At 60.0% G+C, this 16,827-nt stretch carries 14 protein-coding genes; 8 read left to right on the top strand and 6 right to left on the bottom strand.

The genetic code is table 11. From position 1 onward, the window contains the following. Positions 1 to 22: 22 nt before the first annotated feature. The 5 genes from SGJ19_29015 to SGJ19_28995 all read left to right on the top strand — a co-directional run bounded on the left by SGJ19_29015 (position 23) and on the right by SGJ19_28995 (position 6,718). Positions 23 to 3,484, top strand: coding sequence for a molybdopterin-dependent oxidoreductase (locus tag SGJ19_29015; protein ID MDZ4784307.1), 3,462 nt, complete (start codon positions 23 to 25; stop codon positions 3,482 to 3,484). A gap of 1 nt (position 3,485) precedes the next feature. Beyond that, a complete protein-coding gene (locus SGJ19_29010) occupies positions 3,486 to 3,851 on the top strand; it encodes a hypothetical protein (GenBank protein MDZ4784306.1) in 366 nt (121 codons plus the stop codon). 155 nt (positions 3,852 to 4,006) lie between these two features. Then, positions 4,007 to 5,299 (top strand): 4Fe-4S dicluster domain-containing protein, encoded by a 1,293-nt coding sequence (locus SGJ19_29005; GenBank protein MDZ4784305.1) that lies wholly within the window; start codon positions 4,007 to 4,009, stop codon positions 5,297 to 5,299. Next, positions 5,283 to 6,143 carry a molecular chaperone TorD family protein gene (locus SGJ19_29000; protein MDZ4784304.1) on the top strand — a complete coding sequence of 287 codons (861 nt, stop codon included), beginning with the start codon at positions 5,283 to 5,285 and terminating at the stop codon, positions 6,141 to 6,143. Before SGJ19_29005 ends, SGJ19_29000 begins: the two co-directional genes overlap by 17 nt. A 32-nt stretch (positions 6,144 to 6,175) precedes the next feature. Further along, positions 6,176 to 6,718 carry an MOSC domain-containing protein gene (locus SGJ19_28995; protein MDZ4784303.1) on the top strand — a complete coding sequence of 181 codons (543 nt, stop codon included), beginning with the start codon at positions 6,176 to 6,178 and terminating at the stop codon, positions 6,716 to 6,718. A gap of 1 nt (position 6,719) precedes the next feature. Here the strand turns inward: SGJ19_28995 and SGJ19_28990 are convergent, their stop codons facing one another. Continuing rightward, complete coding sequence (locus tag SGJ19_28990; protein MDZ4784302.1) at positions 6,720 to 8,471, bottom strand: cobalamin-dependent protein; 1,752 nt, start codon at positions 8,469 to 8,471, stop codon at positions 6,720 to 6,722. A gap of 277 nt (positions 8,472 to 8,748) precedes the next feature. Here SGJ19_28990 and SGJ19_28985 point away from each other — a divergent pair, with 277 nt between their 5' ends. Further along, positions 8,749 to 10,953: a nitric-oxide reductase large subunit gene (locus SGJ19_28985; GenBank protein MDZ4784301.1), complete on the top strand. Its 2,205-nt coding sequence runs from the start codon at positions 8,749 to 8,751 to the stop codon at positions 10,951 to 10,953. 86 nt (positions 10,954 to 11,039) lie between these two features. Continuing rightward, entirely contained in the window at positions 11,040 to 11,291 is a 252-nt protein-coding gene (locus tag SGJ19_28980) for a zinc-dependent peptidase (GenBank protein MDZ4784300.1), read from the top strand. Between the two features lie 23 nt (positions 11,292 to 11,314). On the opposite strand, the gene SGJ19_28975 is transcribed toward SGJ19_28980, so the two are convergent. From SGJ19_28975 to SGJ19_28965, 3 genes are all read right to left on the bottom strand, one after another. Beyond that, positions 11,315 to 12,250 carry an alpha/beta hydrolase gene (locus tag SGJ19_28975; GenBank protein ID MDZ4784299.1) on the bottom strand — a complete coding sequence of 312 codons (936 nt, stop codon included), beginning with the start codon at positions 12,248 to 12,250 and terminating at the stop codon, positions 11,315 to 11,317. Positions 12,251 to 12,457: 207 nt separating this feature from the next. Then, positions 12,458 to 13,684, bottom strand: a complete 1,227-nt coding sequence (locus tag SGJ19_28970) for a PQQ-binding-like beta-propeller repeat protein (protein MDZ4784298.1) — start codon at positions 13,682 to 13,684, stop codon at positions 12,458 to 12,460. A gap of 89 nt (positions 13,685 to 13,773) precedes the next feature. Beyond that, positions 13,774 to 14,391: a DUF1990 domain-containing protein gene (locus tag SGJ19_28965; protein ID MDZ4784297.1), complete on the bottom strand. Its 618-nt coding sequence runs from the start codon at positions 14,389 to 14,391 to the stop codon at positions 13,774 to 13,776. Positions 14,392 to 14,620: 229 nt separating this feature from the next. On the opposite strand from SGJ19_28965, the gene SGJ19_28960 reads away from it, so the two are divergent. Further along, positions 14,621 to 15,454, top strand: coding sequence for an NAD(P)H-binding protein (locus tag SGJ19_28960; protein ID MDZ4784296.1), 834 nt, complete (start codon positions 14,621 to 14,623; stop codon positions 15,452 to 15,454). 651 nt (positions 15,455 to 16,105) lie between these two features. On the opposite strand, the gene SGJ19_28955 is transcribed toward SGJ19_28960, so the two are convergent. Both SGJ19_28955 and SGJ19_28950 read right to left on the bottom strand, forming a co-directional pair. Continuing rightward, positions 16,106 to 16,531: a hypothetical protein gene (locus tag SGJ19_28955; protein ID MDZ4784295.1), complete on the bottom strand. Its 426-nt coding sequence runs from the start codon at positions 16,529 to 16,531 to the stop codon at positions 16,106 to 16,108. Then, positions 16,528 to 16,827, bottom strand: a 300-nt coding sequence (locus SGJ19_28950) for a recombinase family protein (GenBank protein ID MDZ4784294.1), incomplete at its 5' end; no start/stop codon positions are given. The genes SGJ19_28950 and SGJ19_28955, both read right to left, overlap by 4 nt.

Here is a 16,827-nt window from a genome sequence, read left to right as displayed (position 1 = left end):
CCGACGAGATGGAGCGGCGAATATGAAACGGCGTGAATTCCTCCAAACGGCGATGGCGGCCATGGGCAGTTGCGGCTTGCTGCAATCGCAACTCTGGGCTTTCCAGCCGGTCAGCGTTGAGAACCCGCTGGGCGTTTACCCGGATCGCGATTGGGAGCGACTCTACCGCGATCAATATCGCGTGGACGAATCGTTCACCTGGGTCTGCGCTCCGAACGACACGCACAACTGCCGCATGAAGGCTTACCTGCGCAACGGCATCGTGCTGCGCTCCGAGCAGGCGTACGAAGGCGGCAATTGCGGCGACCTTTATGGCAACAAGGACACGGTGCATTGGAATCCGCGCGGCTGCTCCAAGGGCTTCACGCAGCAGCGCCGCGTTTACGGTCCGTACCGCCTGCGCGGCCCGCTCGTGCGTCGCGGTTGGAAGCAATGGGCGGATGATGGATTCCCTTCGCTTTCCGACGACCCCACACTGCGGGACAAGTACCAATTCAACTCGCGCGGGACGGACACCTTCGTCAAGGTTGGCTGGGACGAGATTTACCGCTATCACGCCAAAGCCATCATGGCGATCGCCAAGACGTATGCGGGCGAGGCGGGCGCCGGGCGTCTGAAAGCCGACGGTTACGAGCCGGAGATGATCGAGGCCTGTCACGGCGCCGGCACGCGCACCTGCAAGCTGCGCGGCGGCATGGGACTGCTTGGCGTGATCGGCAAGTACGGTCTGTATCGCTGGTCGAACATGCTGGCGATCGCCGATCACCTCGTGCGCGGCGTGGAACCCAAGGAAGCGCTGGGCGGGCGGCTTTGGTCCAACTACACCTGGCACGGCGACCAGGCGCCGGGGCATCCGTTCGTGCATGGCCTGCAAGCCGCCGACTGCGACTTCAACGACATGCGGCACGCCAAGCTGCATATCCAGTGCGGTAAGAACCTGGTCGAAAACAAAATGCCGGACTCGCACTGGTTCATTGAGATCATGGAGCGCGGCGGACGGATTGTGGTGATCACGCCCGAGTACTCGCCGCCAGCCACCAAGGCCGACTACTGGATTCAGGTCCGGCCGGGTTGCACGGACACTGCGTTGTTTCTGGGTGTCACGCGGCACATGATCGACAACCATTGGTACGACGAAAAGTTTGTCCGCTCGTACACCGATTTCCCGTTGCTCGTCCGCGAGGACACGCTGCAACGACTGCGGGCGGCCGACGTCTTCCCGGATTATCAGCCGGGGCTGAAGAAGGACGGGCCGTCGTACCAGACGCAGCACTTGACGGACGAACAATACGCCAAGGTCGGCGACTTCGTCGTGTATGACGAGGGGACGCAGGCTGTGCGAGCGCTGACGCGCGACCAACTCGGACCGCGCATGGAGGCGGATGGCGTACGGCCGGCGCTTTCGTTCTCTGGCGAAATCAAGCTCGCCGACGGCAGCGCCGTGCGTGTGATCACCTTGTGGGACGCCTGCCAGGTTCATCTCAAGGACTACGATCTGGACACGGTTTCCCAGATCACGGGTTCCGACAAATCATTGATCGCCCGCATGGCGAAAGACATCTGGGACACCACGCAAGCCGGACACGCCGTGGCGATTCACGTTGGCGAAGGAATCAATCATTGGTTCCACGCCACGCTCACCAACCGCGCGCAGTACCTGCCGATCATGCTTACCGGCCAGCTCGGACGTCCTGGCGCGGGCTGCTTTACCTGGGCCGGCAACTACAAGGCGGCGCTGTTTCAGAGCACGCCGGAGAGCGGACCGGGGTTCTTGGGTTGGATCGCTGAGGATCCGTTCCATCCGAACCTCGACCCCACGACCGATGGCAAGGACATCGTCGTCAACAAGACGACCAAGGATGAGGAACCGGCCTATTGGAACCACGGTGAACGGCCGCTAATTGTTGACACGCCGAAATACGGCCGGCGTTGCTTCACCGGGCAGACGCACATGCCCACGCCGACCAAGTTCCTGTGGTTCGCGAACGTCAACCTGTTCAACAACGCGAAGCATGCCTACGACATGCTATTCGTGGTCAATCCCAAGATCGACTGCATCGTCGCACAAGACGTGGAGATGACGAGCTCCTGTGAATACGCGGACCTGGTGTATCCGGCGAACACCTGGATGGAGTACCAGACGTACGAGGTCACGGCTTCGTGCTCGAACCCCTACGTGCATATCTGGAAGGGGGGCATCTCGCCGCCGTACGATACGCGCGACGACGTGCATATTCTGGCCGAAGCGGCCGAGGCCATGACGAAGGAGACCGGCGATCCTCGCTTCGCCAACTATTGGAAGTTCATTCTGGACGACAAGGCGAACGGATCGAAGACCTACATTCAACGGTTGTTCGATGGTTCGAGCACGACGCGAGGCTACCGTGTGGATGACATTCTCGCCGGCAAGTTCGGCGAGGCCGGCGCGGCGCTGATGTTGTTCCGCACGTATCCGCGGATTCCGTTCTACGAAAACATGCAGGACAACATGCCGTTCTGGACGGACACCGGCCGCTTGAACGCGTATTGCGACATTCCCGAGGCGATCGAGCACGGCGAAAACTTTATTGTGCATCGCGAAGGACCGGAGGCGACGCCGTACCTCCCGAACGTGATCGTCAGCACGAACCCGCTGATTCGCCCGGAAGATTTCGGACTCGCGGACGACGCGATGCACTGGGACGAACGCACGATTCGCAATATCAAGTTGCCGTGGGATGAGGTGAAAACGACGGAGAATCCGCTCTGGAAGCAGGGCTTCCGCTTCTATTTGCTCACGCCCAAGACGCGGCATCGCGTCCACTCGCAGTGGTCCAATGTCGATTGGCACATGATCTGGGATTCGAACTACGGCGATCCCTATCGCCGCGATAAGCGATTGCCGTTCTTCGGCGATCAACAGTTGCATGTCAACCCAGACGACGCCGCGGAAATGGGTCTCAACGCCGGAGACTACGTCTATTTGGATTCAAATCCGGCCGACCGGCCGTTCCGCGGGTGGCAGGATGATCCGGCGCGGGCAAAAGTTGCCCGGCTGATGGTGCGCGTGACGTTGAACACGAGCTATCCGCGCGGCGTGGTGATGACCAAACACTCTCCTTACATTTCCACGGAGAAGACCGTGCTGGCGCACGAAACGCGGCCCGATGGTCGGGCGCGATCGGCCGACACCGGCTATCAGGCCAATCTGCGTTACGGAGCGCATCAATCGTGCACGCGGAATTGGCTGATGCCGATGCACCAGACCGACACGCTGTTCCACAAGGCCAAGCTGAAGATGGGCTTCATGTTTGGCGGCGAGGCCGACAATCACGCAGTGAATACGGTGCCGAAAGAAACACTCGTGCGGATCATCAAGGCCGAGTCCGGCGGGCCGGACGGTGTGGGACTCTGGGAGCCGGGCACGATCGCGTACGGGCCGCACAGCGACTCGGCGGAGAACCTGATGTACTTAAGCGGCGGCTATGTCCGCATCGAGGGCTGACATGGACGATCGCTGGGCGCCGAAGGTTCACCCGCTCGATCGACTGGCCGACGTCGAGGATCCCTTCGAGTTGATGGCGGAGCCCGTCTCGGGCGATCCGCAGGTGATGCTGGAGTGCATGTTGGAGGAGTTCGTCTGGATGGGCTGGAACGCGAGTCAATTGGAATCGCTGTTTCAGAACCCTGGCTACCCGGTGCTCGTCGCGCTTGGCGAGCACTTTGGCGAAGATGAAGTGCGTCGGCGGATTCAATCCCTCTTGGCGCGGACCGGCGTGCTGAAGTTTCGCGAGGTGATCGCCGAGCCGGACGAGGACGAGGAAGAGCATGAACCGGAAGTCTTTCAAATCACGTTGCCAAACCGGCAGTAAGTCGTTCGGGGTTGTGCGTTGTCAATGGCACGGAGTGCGTAGAGGGGTGCGGAACGAAACAGGATGAACATGGCATTTCAAGAGCGCTAAGCCATTCATTCTTTCAAGTTCCGCATCCTTCGCTTTGCTCGTTCGGTTGAGGAAAGGACATCATCATGCCGCAGGTCTACAACTGGCAACTCGGCCGCGAGATGAGCTACCCGTACGAGGAGCGGCATCCGAAGTGGCAGTTCGCGTTCGTGTTCAACACGAACCGCTGCATCGCTTGCCAGACCTGCACGATGGCCTGTAAGAGCACTTGGACGTTTTCGCGCGGCCAGGAATACATGTGGTGGAACAACGTCGAGACGAAGCCGTACGGGGGCTATCCGCGCAACTGGGATTCTAAGCTCCTGGGAATGCTGGAATCGGTGAACCCCGGCGGTCAAACCTGGAACGCCAGCGAAAAGGACGCCGACGCGAAGCCCTACGGCGAATTCCAAGGGCAAACCATTTTTGAAGCCGCGGCCAAGCGCGTCGGCCCCGAGGGGCCGCAGGCGGTGATGGGATACTTGCCTTCCGAAGCGGAATGGCGCACGCCAAACATGTATGAGGACTCGGCCACGGGAGGCAAGTGGGAGTCCGGCAAGTTCAATGGCTCGACGCAATTGCCGGAACATCGAGTGTGGTTCTTTTACCTGGCGCGGATCTGCAACCACTGCACGTACCCTGGTTGCCTGGGAGCATGTCCGCGCCAGGCCATTTACAAACGTCCGGAAGACGGCATCGTGTTGATTGACCAGACGCGTTGCCGCGGCTACCGCAAGTGCGTCGAGGGTTGCCCTTACAAGAAGGTGATGTATCGCGGCAACACGCACACCAGCGAGAAATGCGTCGGCTGTTATCCGCGCATCGAAGGGAGCGATCCCGAGCTTTGCCCAGACGGAGCGCCGATCGAAACGCGCTGCATGTCGGTCTGCGTTGGCAAGATTCGTTTGCAGGGACTCGTGGAAGTCGGCGAGGACGGCCGCTGGACCGACAACCCGGAGAATCCGCTCAACTTCCTGATTCGCGAGCGCCAAGTCGCCCTGCCGCTTTACCCGCAATTCGGGACGGAGCCCAACGGGTACTACATTCCGCCGCGCTGGGTGCCGCGCGGCTACTTGTATCAGATGTTCGGTCCGGGCGTCGACCAAGCGATCGAACAATACTCCTGCCCGGACCGCGAGTTGCTGGCGGTGCTGCAATTGTTCCGCGCTCAGCGGCAGATTCTGTTCAAGTTCAAGATCGAAAAAGGCCCCAAGGTTGCGGAGATTCCGGTGCGGCTCCCTTCCGGCGAGGAACGCGTCCAGGAACTGTTCAACGACACGGTGATCGGTTTCAACAAGTTCGGCAAGGAAGTGGTTCGCGTCACCATCGACGAGCCGGTCTTCGAACGCCCGAAGGAAAAACATGCCAACTCCATTTGAACCATCGCCTGGCTGCGAATCGCCGGTGCAAACGCATGTGATCGCCGAGGAAGCGAGCGTCGAGTTCGCGCGCGACCTGGCTTGCGAAACGCTGTATCGTTTTCTGGCCGCGGCGCTTAGCAACCCGACGTCCGCGGAGTGGCACGTGCTGGGCGAGAAAGCGAGCCAGGAGACGGCGCGGGCCTCGCAATATCTGCTGAGTCAGGAATTCGATCAATGCGATATCCCGCTCGGCTTTGGGGAACTGCCGCTCGAAGACTTGGATCTTCGGCCTTTGCTCAGCGAACTACCCGTCGAAGAAGATCTCGCGGTGATCGAGCATGGGCGCGTGTTCGGTCTGGCAGGCACGCGCGAATGTTCGCCCTACGAAACGGAGTACCATCCGAACGAAGAGGTCTTCTTCCGTTCGCAGCAAATGGCGGATATCGCTGGCTTTTACCGCGCGTTTGGACTGAACGTCTCGCCGGCCAGGCATGAACGCGTCGATCACATCGCCCTGGAGCTGGAATTCGCTGCGTTTCTGTTGATGAAGAAGCGTCTGGCGCGGTCGTGCCAGGCCGGTTCGCAAGACGGCGAACTGCCGGCCATCGTCCAGGAGGCTCGTCGCCATTTCCTGCGCGATCATCTCAGTTGGTGGGCGCCGTCGTTCACGGTGGCGGTGCGCCGCAAGTCAGGCGGCGGGTTCTACGCGGCGGTCGGCGCCGTACTCGCGGCGCTGCTGCCGATCGAGCGCCAGCGTCTGGGCATTGTCGCGCCGAAGATGCCGCTCGAGGCGCGCTCGGTGGAGCCGGAGCCGCACGAGCAAGCCAGCTCCTGCGAGGGCTGTGCGTTGGCTCAAGGTTAAGTCTTCGCGTTGAACCGAAAGAAGAGTGCGGAATGAACTATGCGGCATCCCCAGCGGCTTTTGATCTCGACGCGCCATCGCCGCCGTCGGAAGCGACCATCGTCACGAACGTGTCAAGCCATTGCGACAGAGAAAGGGGCTTACTCCTGGCGATCTGCGTCTCGCCCGGCGGCATTCCGAAGTTGCCCCAGCCGGACGCCTGGTTGACGGTCAATGGTTTCGTCGGCGACGGCCGCAATCACACGAAGCACATTCGACCGGACCGCGCGGTCAGCCTATTGGACATGGAGGTTATCGAACAACTGCAATGTGAAGGATTCACTGTCGCTCCGGGCGCGATCGGCGAGAACCTCACAGTCTTGGGGCTCAACGTGCAGCGTCTTTCGCCAGGAACGCTTTTGCAACTAGGGCAGATTCTGTTGCGACTGGAAGAACCTCGCAAACCTTGCTACGTGTTGGATTCGATCGATCCGCGTCTCAAAGACGTGATCGTCGGCCGCTGCGGCTACATGGCGTCGGTCGTGCGCGGCGGGTTGTTGGTGCCCGGTTCTCGCGTCGTGCCGATCGTGGCTTAGCTCAGGGGGTGGCGCCAACGCACTGCGAGACGGTCACGCACCGCTCGCCAAGCGAGGCCATTTGATTCGCCAGCGCGTCGTTCACTTCGAAATACGTAGGAGGTTCCATCGTCCACCCCCGCGCAAGGCGCGATTCTTCGCGCCGCAAGGCGCGCAACACGAATCGGCCGCCGATCGATGACGCCAGCCTTGACTTCCAGCCAAACGCCGCGTGCAAGTCGCTCAGCAATGCGTCCAAACGATGCTCCACGGTTTTGTTTTCCCGCAAGTGCGCCCGCGAGGCCCCCGCCGCGGCCGCGTAGGTGGTTGCCAGCTCCCGACCCTCCCAGAGATACCGATCGCGCACCCTCGAATCCACATGATCACAATAGCGATTCCATCCTTGCAGCGTGGTCCGAGCGATTCGAGCCACGCTCGGACCGTTGACCTCGAAGTCGCGCGTGAATGCCCGCAACACCAGATCGGCTTCAGAGCCGTCGGGAAGATGCGGGTGTCGATAGTTGAACAACGCTTGGCCATGCACGTCTCCCGGATGAATTTCTTGATCCGACTTGATACGGCCTTGCGCTTTAAGCGTCGAGTGCAGGGGCGTGCCGGGGATGGGCGTGTAGAGCATGAACTGATGAAAGTCCGTGTCGTGCGCAACGGCGAAGTCGATCGCCTGGTCGATGTTTTCGAGCGTATGCTCCTCCAGACCGATAATCGACGAACCGAGCACGCGGATGCCGTGCGACTGCAAATCCTTCACCAAGGCGCGTGTATCGATTCCGCGCAACTTGGCGTATTGGCTGGCCTCCCCTTCCAGTCCCATCCACACCCAGGAGACGCCCAGCCGCACCAGGTCCTCGCGGCGGTACGACGACAGCACGTTCGCCGAGCTGAAGACGTAAAGCGACCAGGACTTGTCGTGCTCTTCCATCAGCTCCAACAATCGCATCGCACGCTTGCGGTGCAGCAGAAAGTTCTCGTCCATGATGAAGAACGATCGAACTTGCATCGCTTGGGCCAGCTGCCGCATGATCTCGAACAACTCGTCCCCGGAAGAATAAAAGTCCACGAATCGTCCTTTGCCGCCGAACATGGCCGACGTCGAGCAGAAGTTGCAGCCCAGTGGGCAGCCCACCGAGGGAATCACCGTCGCCGCCACGTCGCCGGGACGGTCACGTACCGCGAGGCCCATGCAGCGGGCGCCGAGGCCGGACTTGATCAGCGGATGCCACAGCGGTCGTTCGACGTTCTCGCCGAGAAACTCGCGAAACCAACGCACTCCTTCGCCCCGCACGATGTGATCGGCGTCGATGCGTTCCGCGAGGTCCGGGATATTCGCCACATGGCCGCCCACGACGATCGTGGCGCGAGGCGCCTTGGCACGCACTACTTCGCACATCTTGCGCACCTTCATCCAGTTCGAGACAATGCTCGTAATGCCGATCACGTCGTACCTACCGGTCGACACTTCCTCGGCAAAGCGTTCGAGGGAAGGAAAGTCGAGCACGGCGCAGGGCGCAGTGATGTTGGACTGAATCATCATGAGTCCCCAACTGCGATGAAACATTCGCAGCGAGAACGCGCCCTGCGTGCGGGTCACCTGGTTGTGGTAAAGCTCCATCGGATTGAGTGTGCGGCTGCCAAAGTCGTCGTCTTGAGCGAAGGGACCGAACACGCTGGAGAGCAGAATCGTGCAGTTGCGATTCTGTCGTCGACGTGGCATCGGCGAGTTGTTCACATTCAGAGCACTCCAGACGGTGGTCATGGCGATCGCTCCTGGCGGTGGGACGGGATGTCGAAAGAAGCATGGTCGGCATGCTTGAACGACATCCTATCGTTGCGCGCAGAGCGAAGCGTCATGGGCATGTCTTCACCAAGTAAAAGTTTGGCGATATTCACGGCACGCGTTCGCCATGCAAGTATTCGCCGGCCCACGGTTCCGGTGGAACGAATTCAAGACGTGCCGCGTCAATACGTTTTTCAAAGCATTTAACCTGAAGGGACTTCTCGTGAAGCGGCTGTGGTACCTGTTTGCGGCGGTGATGATTGTTTCTTTCTCCGTGTTGAGTTGGATTGGCACGCGCATTTATCAAGAGATGCCGCCGATTCCGGATCGCGTCGTGACCGCCGACGGCGTCGTCGTCGTGGATGCCGGCGAGATCGCCGCCGGTCAGAATGTGTGGCAATCCCTCGGCGGGATGGAGGTTGGTTCCATCTGGGGACATGGCAGTTACGTCGCACCGGATTGGACGGCCGATTGGCTGCATCGTGAGGCCGTCTTCATTCTCAACCGTTGGGGGCAGTCCGAGTTCGGCCGCGATTACGCCGAACTGAACGTCGAACAGCAGTCGCAGTTGCAGGGCCGGCTCGCAGGGATGCTCCGTAAGAACACCTACGACTCCGAGCAAGGGACGATCGTGATCGACGCCCTGCGCGCGGAGGCGTTTCAAGAGAATCTCGCGCACTACTCGGAAGTGTTTTCGCAAGGCAACAAAGACTACGCAATTCCGCCAGGCGCCGTGAGCGATCCAAGTCGATTGAAACGACTCTCCGCTTTTTTCTTTTGGACGGCCTGGGCCGCAGTCACCGACAGGCCGAATGACAACGTCACCTACACGCAGAACTGGCCGCACGAACCGCTCGTCGGCAATCGCCCCACCGGCGAAGCCGTGGTCTGGACCGGCGTGAGTATCATCATGTTGCTCGCGGGCATTTCTGGAATGGTCTGGTGGTACGCTGCCCGCCGCGAATCGGAGCCTGAGCAGGCCATGCCCGAGTCCGATCCTCTCAGCGCCTGGCGGGCGACGCCGTCGCAAAAGGCGACGATCAAGTATTTCTGGGTGGTCGCGGCGCTCATCCTCACTCAGATGCTGCTCGGCGTGGTGGTTGCCCACTATGGCGTCGAGGGGGACGGCTTCTACGGCATCCCGCTCTCCAAGTGGCTGCCCTACAGCGTGGCGCGCACCTGGCACGTGCAAATTGGCTTGTTCTGGATCGCTACCGCGTGGCTTGGCGCGGGTCTCTTCATTGGTCCGCTGGTCAGCAACGTCGAACCAGCCGGCCAACGGCTGGGCGTGAATGTGTTGTTTGGGGCCCTGTTGGTCGTGGTCGTTGGTTCTTTGACCGGCGAGCTCCTGAGCGTACACAACCAACTGACAGACGCCGTGTCGTTTTATTTCGGCCATCAGGGATACGAATACGTTGATCTGGGAAGATTCTGGCAGATCGCCCTGATGATTGGCCTGCTGCTGTGGCTGACGTTGATGGTGCGCGTGCTCTGGCCCGCCATGAAGACCCAAGGAAATGAAAAGCAGCTGGTTACGTTGTTGCTCGTCGCTTCGGCGGCCATCGCGCTGTTCTATGGCGCGGGGCTGACGTGGGGACAGCATACCCACCTGACCATGGTCGAATACTGGCGCTGGTGGGTCGTGCATCTTTGGGTTGAAGGCTTCTTTGAAGTCTTCGCCACGACGGTCATTGCCTTCTTCTTCATGCGTTTGGGCCTGGTCCGACCGGGTGTGGCCGCAGCGTCGGCGCTCCTGTCGGCGACCATTTTTCTATCAGGCGGCATCATTGGTACCTGCCACCACCTTTATTTCTCGGGAACGCCGACCGTGGCTCTGGCCTGGGGTTCCGTCTTCAGCGCTCTGGAAGTCGTCCCGCTGACGTTGGTCGGCTTTGACGCGATGGACGATCTGCGGCGGTCGGGCATTCGACCGTGGGTCAAAGGTTACAAATGGCCCATCTACTTCTTCGTGGCCGTGGCCTTCTGGAACATGATCGGGGCCGGCCTCTTCGGTTTCATGATCAATCCGCCGATCGCCTTGTACTACATGCAGGGACTCAACACGACGCCCGTGCATGGCCATGCCGCGCTGTTCGGCGTCTACGGCATGCTTGGCATCGGATTGATGCTTGTTTGCCTGCGAGCGCTGCTTCCCGGCCGCGAATGGAAAGACGGCTTGCTCAGCTTCGCATTCTGGTCGCTCAATCTGGGTTTGCTGGCGATGTGCGTCATTAGCTTGCTGCCCGTGGGATTGATGCAAACCTGGGCTTCCGTGGAGCATGGCTATTGGTTCGCCCGCAGCAGTGAATTCATGCAGACGCCGACGATGCAGACGCTCCGCTGGATGCGCGTTCCAGGCGACACGATCTTCTTCCTGGGGGCCGTCGCGCTCGTGATCTTTGTTGCGGGACTGAAGTTCGGGTTTTCTTATCGACAGCGTGCAGCATGCCGGCGAAGTTGACCGGATCCTTCACGCTGCCGAAGGGCGGCGCGTAGCAAAGCTCGGCCTCCTCCAGGTCGTAAACGGTACACCCCATCTGGATCGCCATGGCGAAGGAATCGATCCGCTTGGGAACTCCGTCTTCGCCGGGCGGCCGCGGCGACTCGTCGCTCCTTTACGATGGCACGCGGGTAAGGCATTACGCCCTGACCGACGAGAAAGAATTCTTCGCGGAGATGACCGAAGCCTACTTCGGAAGTAACGACTTCTTTCCATTCAATCGAGCCGAATTGCAGGAGGCTGAGCCGGAGATCTACCAATTGCTTGTGGACATGTGGGCAACGCCGTCGAAAGACTGATTGTCGGCGATTCGCGGTGAGAATTACCGATTCAGCCAGTCCACCATCGTTCGCGTGACGAGGTCGGACGCGTCCTGTTGCACCCAGTGATTCGCCTCCGGCACGGTAACGATCGTCAGGTCGCGCTCCACCCACCGCCAGGTGCCGTTGAGCGCGTCGGGCAGCAGCGCTTGGTCTTGAAGACCGTAAAACATGAGAACCGGACATTTCACCTTGGGGCCAGCGGTCGTCGGAGCAACGTATGGTTCACGCGGATAGTTCGCCTTGTAATAGTTCAACATCCCCTCAAACGACGAACGACGAAACGCTTCGACGTACTGCTTGCGGGCCGCTTCGTCCCGGACCCAAGCGGCCTGTCCTTCGGCCGTCAATTGCGAGGCCGCTTCGGGCGTTTGAAATTGACGGGCGTAAGCGCTGTTTTTTTGTTGTTGTGGGCTGTTTGCCAACTCCCGAAGTAAACCATTGGGATGCGGCAAGTTCAGAATTACCAGGCGGTCCGTCATCTCCGGGTGCGTCATAGCGAAGGACCATGCCACCATTCCCCCCCAATCGTGCCCGACGATGACGGCCTTGTCCCGCTGGAAGTGCTTGATCACCGCGCGCACATCGCCCACCAGCTTGTCGAGCGAGTAATTCTCCACGCCCACGGGCTGATCGCTCTTGTTGTAACCACGCTGGTCGATGGCGACGACCTGAAACTTCTCGGCCAGCGCTGGCATCTGCTCGCGCCACGTGTACCAATAGTCCGGAAAGCCGTGGATCATCACTACCAGCGGGCCTTCACCGGCGGTTACGTAATGAATGCGGACGTCGCCGGATTGAGCAAACCCTTCGACGCCGAGCGCATTTTCCTCCGACGATGGCAGAGGCGCATTGGGAGTCGCTTGGGCCGATAACCGATCGCACGACAAGCAAGCGATCCCAATCGCCGCCAGGAACCAGCTTTGTTGCAAATACATGAGGTAAATTCTCTCCACGGGGAAACGCACGAGACATCCAGCCCTTCGCGGCTCCAGACTGCCAGGTCGCGCAGAGCCTTGGCAGCTCCGCATGCGATCATAGCTTGCTGAAATCCGCCACCAGCAGGACAAAATCGCGATGTGCCCCACGCATTGCGATTCCGCATCCGGAGTTCTTCGGAATGACGCGGAGCCAGGCCATCGTGATCAATCACCACCGGCTTTCCAGCGAAAGACGCTGACAGCGTTGAGTTCTCGCACGATTAGGTCTTCTCCACTGACAGCAATGTGCGCCCACGCATCATCGTCGCTCACCTTCCTCTCGTCGAGCAGGTCGAATTCCCGCGGATTCGCCCGCAGAAGCAAGAGCACTCCCCGCTCGTCCAATGCGAGAATCAGATCGTTCTGTGCAACTAAGCTGCAATACTTGCCATGGGGCGTGGAAGTCCATTTGCGTTCACCGGTGCGAAGGTCGATGCAGGTGAATCGCTGATTTTGCAGGTGCAGGTAGGCGTGATCCTCGATGACCACTGGGGTGGACATGTAACCTTGCGCGCTGTTGTTCCAACCTTCAGCACAGGTGAACTTTCCATCGGCCTCAGATACTCGGTAGAGCCATGACTTATTCTGGTAAGAGCTGGTGAAGACTCCGTCTCCGAAGGGCACCGGAGTCAGGATGTTCATGCCGCGGAAGCTCGGCACGACCTGCTCCCACAGGACCTCTCCGTTCTCGGGATCAACCCCGGCCAGTTTTTCGCGAGTCTGCACGAGAATCTGGCGTTTGCCAGCGAGAGTCGCCACGATTGGTGAAGAAAAGGCGCTGCCCATCATTCCGCCGTCGTCTTGGAGGGTGCGCCAGACGATCTTGCCGGTGTGTTTGTCGAGCTTGATGAAGGAAGCGCCGGCTTGAACGTAGAGCCAATCACCATCAAGCAAGGGTGAACTGCAGAACCCGAAGGCAGGCAACGGTGACTTGAGTTGCTCGACGAAATCCACCCGCCATTGCTCCTCGCCCGTCTGTGCATTCAGTGATACCAGTACGTCTCGCATCCCGGCGACGTACAGGCTCGTCCCGTCAAACACAGGTGTGGACCGCATCCAACTGCCATTGGAAGCAGCAAAGAACGGCACGGTGATGGCGCCGGGCCACTGAGCGCTCCACAACTTGATGCCAGTTCTGCGATCAAGCGCGTACACGACCTCGGTCTCTTGGTCCTTGGTCCCGGTCGCGAATACTGCCGAGTCCGAGAGGATGGGACCAGAATAGCTCGGAGGAAGTTCGACGCGCCAAGTCCTCTTCAACACCTCCTCACTAAGGGTGGTTGGCCAGCCCGTTCCTGGGATCACGGCGTCCCGCTGCGGGCCTCGCCACTGATTCCAGGCGGGCAACTCCTCCTGTGCGACGAGCGAAGATTGACACACCAGCGCAATCAACGCGACCAGCGAGCCGCGGAGAACGTGTTCTCTCATCGTTAAACTTTCTCTTGTAGTGGCAGACCGAACGCATTGCTTTCTAGTCGCGGTCAATTCGTACTCTGAATCACGACCGACATGGTGGAATAGGGATTCACCGACTTGAACATCGAGGCGGCGGAATCTCGCCCGAAGCGCTTTTGTTTCCAACGAACGAGCGGATAGCTGAGCCGAGTCAGAATGTGGTTCGGCCTGGAGAACGCCAGAATGTCGTAGGAGACCTGATCGGTGTCCCGATCCCACACGATCAGAAAGCGCTCTTCGCCGCTCTCCACATGGCCCGGCAGTGTTCCGTAGGCAAAGCCAAACGTGGCTGTTTCTCCGGACTCCTCGACCGTGTACACGATGCGGCAAGCATTGAGCCACCAGCATCCCACCGCGCGCCCCATGATCGCCACCACCTGACCGGCTTCGAGGGGTGTGTCCGGCGACCATGCCTCGACCCAGCCGAGTCGAAACTGCTGCCAGCGTTGCAGTGCCACCTTGGCGGACTCGAAGACCGACTCACCGTACCCCAATGCGATGCGTGTACGGTCCACGACGTAACCCGCTGGAGGCGTGCCAGCGGTTGCTCCGACTGCCGAATAGCTGAAGTCCAGCGCCGCCTGTTCCGCCAAGAATTGGTACAGGATGTCCGGCGTTGGTTTTTGCAACGACAAGGTTCGCATTTCGAATTCGCAATGTCACCGAGTATGTGCCTCGGCTCCCGAACCGATAAACTGGAATAAGAGATCATAGGCACGCTGAACACCGTCGCCCAACAGGGAGTGTAACCTAGGACGATGCCGACCAAGGCGCAAGAGAACTCCGAAGTCTTGACTCCACAAACGGTTCTGTTGACGGGAGCGTCTGGGTACGTCGGCGGTCGATTGTTGCCGCTCCTCGAAGCGCAGCCGCTTGTGTTGCGCTGTCTGGCCCGAAAATCCCGACAAACTGCGCCCTTCGGTCAAGGGTTCCACGGAGATCGTCCGAGGGGACGTGCTGTCCCCTCCCTCGCTCGACGCGGCGTTGCAGGGTGTCCAAACCGCCTACTACCTCGTGCATCTGATGTCGGGATCGTCCGACTTCGAAGAAGAAGATCGACAGGCGGCGACCAACTTTGCGGCTGCCGCCCAGAGAGCCGCTGTCCGGCGAATCATCTACCTTGGCGGATTGGGGGACGACGGCGACCCCAAGCTGTCGCCCCACCTGCGAAGTCGGCATGAGGTGGGCGAAATCCTCCGCAACTCCGGGGTTGAAACGATCGAATTCCGGGCCGGAATGGTCGTGGGGGCGCGAAGCTTGTCATTTCAATTGATGAAGTCGTTGACGGATCGCCTCCCGGTAATGATCTGCCCACGCTGGCTCACCACGCCGACGCAGCCCATCGCTATCCAAGACGTGCTGGCATACCTGCTCGCCGCGAAAGACTTGCCTCCAGGCGAGAGTCGCATCTTCGAAATCGGCAGCCCGGATGTCGTCACCTATAGTGACCTGATTCGAGAATATGCTCGACAGCGAGGGCTGCGGCGGTGGCTGATCTTCGTACCGGTGCTGACGCCCTATTTATCTGGGCTATGGCTGGCGCTCGTCACACCAGCCACCTACGAAGTGGGGCGCCACTTGATCGAAGGGCTGAAGAATCCGACGGTGGTGCGAAACTCGCAGGCCTTACACACATTCCCGATCAGGCCGGTGGGAGCGGCTGAGGCGATCCGGCTCGCCATTAAGGAATCGGAATCGTCCAAATGATCCCTGGCTTGTGCGCATTCTGCTACCACATGCAGGACGTTGTCTCAGGGCATGAGTTACGGATTTTGCTGTTCCGGAAGCATGGCAGGGACAATCGGTTCCTCAAATACCCGCTTCGGTCCGTCGTCCAATTTCAGCAGCCCGGCGAGGACGTAACAATTTCAAGTCGTAGAGGGCGGTCCCGCACTCAGTTCTGATCTCAGGTACGCGGCCCCGCAGACTCTCTCCGTTAGTGCTAACCCGTGCCCGGGATAAGTGCGAAAACACTCGCCTCCGATTTGTCGACCGAAACAGATTCGAAATCGCCAAGCCTTTATCGTTTAACATCTTACGATCCGACAATCGACAGAGAGTTTTTACGAAGAGCGTTGGATCGGGCGTACTCATTTATTCTTGCGAACTCAGAGCGACACGGAAGTTAGCTCTCGCGACGCGAGACGGGGCTAACGTAGGTCGCGAGTTATCCGTAGTCTGCGAAAGAGTTTGCGACGACGACGGTGTTGGTTAAGCGCTCTCGACTTTCGCGCGGGGAGCGTCGCAGGGGAGGGTTGGTTCCGTCCCGCCGAGATTTCGACCGCGAACTCTCGCGCTCTCGGTTTAGAAACCCCTTGCTTGTTAGCAACCTCGTTGCGTTCGCATTGCGGAGACAACCTACCGCGAACTGGTTTCGTCCTTATGAAGACTCTGCTGAAGCGCCGCCCATATGCGTCGTTGTTTGCACCAGTCGAGCGTGGTGGCGATCGGGCGAACGTCGGTCTCCTTCACGGCATCGCGGCCGCGCCCCACTCGTGGCAAATACAGAATCTGTTCCTGAAGGTCGGGAGCCAGGTTCAAGAGCGACAAGATCTGCGTCATCCGGGCGGTGGTGATGTGGCCGAAGCGGGCCAATTCGGACTGGTCCGCCACGACGCCGTCACGAATCAACTTCTCGCAACGGATCGCCAGCGCCATCAGCCGGGCGATACGCGGGATCCTGCCTCCTGGCGTCTCTTCTGAGGCGCCGTCGCGTAGTTGCTTCTGGCCACAACGCCGACGACTCACGTGAAAGTCACGGGTGACGGTTAGCTGGCAGTTCATGCTGCGTCCTCCTGGTGGCGGGCGAGTTCATGGGTCAGCGTCTTGATGCCGGTAGCGTGGAACGTCAGCGAGATACGGCCGTGCTCGCCATCGTAGTCAACCCGGTCGACGAGCAGTTCCAGCACACGGGACTGCTCCCGCGGCGCTAGGGTCTCCCACAGCTTGTCGAAGTCGGCCAAGGCGCGGGCCACCACCGTTTCGTCCACAAGCTTGCCGCGTAACGAGACGAGTTCGTTGTCGATTTCCGTGAGCCGGCGCTCGGCGACGCGAACGCGTTCCTGAGAATCCGCCAAGAG

The organism is Planctomycetia bacterium (assembly GCA_034440135.1).
Classification (GTDB): Bacteria; Planctomycetota; Planctomycetia; order Pirellulales; family JALHLM01; genus JALHLM01.
The sequence above is the reverse complement of the archived record's forward strand: the minus strand, read 5'-3'. Positions and strand labels throughout refer to the sequence as shown.